Genomic DNA, 2,831 nt, shown 5'->3' with positions numbered 1-2,831 from the left:
CCCGACACTACTTATGCACTGTCCTACGATGCACAATTGAGAGCACTTGATTCTATCAAGAGCAAACTCAGCACCCAGGAATATGCGCGCTATCAGGAGCATATTGACTCACTGAAAAAAATCAAAACCAACCTGACTAACCAAAACAGTAGCAGCAGTACTCCGAGCACGACAAACTGTGGTAGCAACATTACTCCAAGCGTGGCTAATATGCAGGCTACCGGTAAATCGCAAGCTGACATCGTTGTTGCTGCGCTCGCTTGTGGTATTACCAAAGTTGCAACTTTGCAGTTGGGTAATCACCAGGGTGATTGGCTTGGCCACAATACTTCCTGGTCACAGGACGCCCACCAGGCGTGTCATGGTGCTCCCAGTAATGCGGCGTTTATCGAAATGTGGCGTTATTTGAATGATGTACCTGCCTACCTTATCGATAAGCTGCGTAAAACCTCTGGTCCTGACGGCCAACCGCTCATCAATTCCACTGTATTTGTACAAGTGACATGTATGGGCAACGGCATGGACCACACTTCTGGCAATGGTCCGTTTATCGTTGCTACACAAATGCCCGGTTTTGCACGCGGTTATTCTGCTCGCCAGGGTGGAAATGTGTATGACCTGAATGGTGCTATCCCGAAAGGCATGGGCTTGTCCGGCATCACATTAGGTAGCAACACTTTGGGCTTGGTGTAATATCAAACTGCACTGCATGTTGATTGAATCAAGTTAGTTGGATCAAAACGCCTTCTGTTACAACACATCAGAAGGCGTTTTGTTTTTTATAAGAAGTTAATTAAGATGAACCTGCATGGCGAATTATCCAGGCCTCACTATGAATAATAAAATAGATTTTCCCACACAATTACGCACTCAATGTTGCTGTCCGAATTGTCGGGCCAATGTATCTGAAGGCTTTAACCTGGAACAATTATTTTGCAATCGCTGTAAAAGTGAATTTTTCACAATGGAAAATATACCCTGCCTGTTTCCGGCAGGCACCCATCAGCGGCTGATATGGCAACATCAAACAGCAATGCTAACTTCGCTCGCCGAGCAAGCATTGAACAACATCCGGGAATCGTTAGCTCGTTATGATTTGAGTGATACTACACGCGAACGATTAGCTGAAATATACAAAGCCAATTTAATTAATCGGGATAGCATTCAGTCTTTACTTGCTAAAAAATCTGTTCCGCCTGAATTTAACGAAAAATTAAACCAGATGCATGCGGGCGACCTTAGCGAATACTTTGATTTGATATTTCGCGATTGGGCCTGGGATACCGTGAGCGAGCCCAGTGAAGAAAATAAAAATGCATTGAAACGAATTACATCACTAATCGACACACTGCCAAATTCCCCCAAGCGAGTGTTAGTGTTAGGCGCAGGTGCCGGCAGGCTCAGTTGGGATATTCACACCTATTTAGATCCTGAATTTTCTCTGGTAGTCGATAGCAACCCATTATTATTAGCCGTCGCCGATGAATTGATTAAGCAAAAAAATTCACTCACTTTTGGTGAATTTAAACTTTTTCCCCAAATAGATTTTCCAACAACAGCCACTAGAAATATTCCATCACCACAAGTACCAGTCCATCAATCATCCAACTGGTTTCTTCTTGCTGCTAACGTTTGGAATCTGCCGTTACCAACCCAATCATTTGATTTGATCATTACCCCCTGGTTTATTGATGTAAACGGTGGCGATGTACGCGATTTAATTGGACTCATCCAGAATTTATTGACACCGGAAGGAAGCTGGTTGAATACAGGGCCATTGTTATATACGCGCCATCTACCCACACAATTAAAATATTCCCAAGCCGAAATTAAAGAGTTTTTTTCGCTTGGCGGATTGAGCCTTACCTCGGAACGCATTGATCAGGTGCCTTATCTTGTTTCACCAATGGAGGCAAGGATCAGAACTGAACAAATATGGAGTTTCATTGCCACCCAAACTGTAAACACCCAACCGGTAGACGGAGTAATCGCAAACTGGTTGATCATGCATCACCTTCCTATTCCTGTCGCCAATTATCGCTCTTCCCAATCCCATCCGCTTATTGACGCAATAATCCAAATGGTTGATGGCAAAAAATCCATTAATACAATCAGCGCGATTTTGGATCCGCAAATGCCAGAAGGTGTAATGGTAAAGGAAGTTGTAATAGCCATTATGGGACAATTAGTCTTGGATACCCGCGCGGCTGAAGAGATGTCTAACCCTGAGTAAACAGATTGAAATCAAGAATGTTGTCGGTAATTTTTATGTGCCGTTCTTTGTGCGGCTCTTCACAATTAAGAACAAATTTTAAATGCGAATTACCACAAATAAACAAATCGTCATTAATTAAATTGAAAGTTCGCCATAAGTGAAAATTAACTTTATCAGTGATGAAAAAATTATCTTTTAGTGTTGCTTTCAACGCTAATTTGCATAGACCTGCGCGTTTATTAAAATTTGTGAATTGATCGCGCTGTCAATTTGCGATACTGTGGAACAATAAACATAAAAGCAGATTCCAACTCAAAAATTACTTATTTAGTTATATAGATGTATCACTAAATGGATAATTTAAGTGCCAGTATTATAAAAACCGTGATAAAGAACGAGGGAAACAAGCGCTTGTTTCAGTTGAAAGAAGCTCTTTTCTAGTTCACACCATTCAGTAGTAATTAATTTACGCGCGAGCGTCGGTGCAATATTTTGTCGATAAAAATCCTGCTGCGATTTTTATTGATGATTTAATAGCATCAATATGTTAGCGCAATCATTACTGATAAATACCACAACAACAGCATGAACAACCTGACCCACAACAACAAAAAAG

General features: G+C 41.5%; 2 protein-coding genes. Both read left to right on the top strand.

The annotated features are described in order from the left end of the window. The coding region (locus A596_RS21705; RefSeq protein WP_200882998.1) for a DUF1552 domain-containing protein at positions 1 to 693 on the top strand (693 nt) is incomplete at its 5' end. A gap of 271 nt (positions 694 to 964) precedes the next feature. After that, positions 965 to 2,233: a class I SAM-dependent methyltransferase gene (locus tag A596_RS21700; protein ID WP_160280221.1), complete on the top strand. Its 1,269-nt coding sequence runs from the start codon at positions 965 to 967 to the stop codon at positions 2,231 to 2,233. Positions 2,234 to 2,831: the final 598 nt, after the last annotated feature.

This window comes from Cellvibrio mixtus subsp. mixtus J3-8 (assembly GCF_000766945.1).
GTDB lineage: Bacteria > Pseudomonadota > Gammaproteobacteria > Pseudomonadales > Cellvibrionaceae > Cellvibrio > Cellvibrio mixtus_A.
Note: the sequence above shows the minus strand (reverse complement) of the source record. Positions and strands in the feature narration are given on the sequence as shown.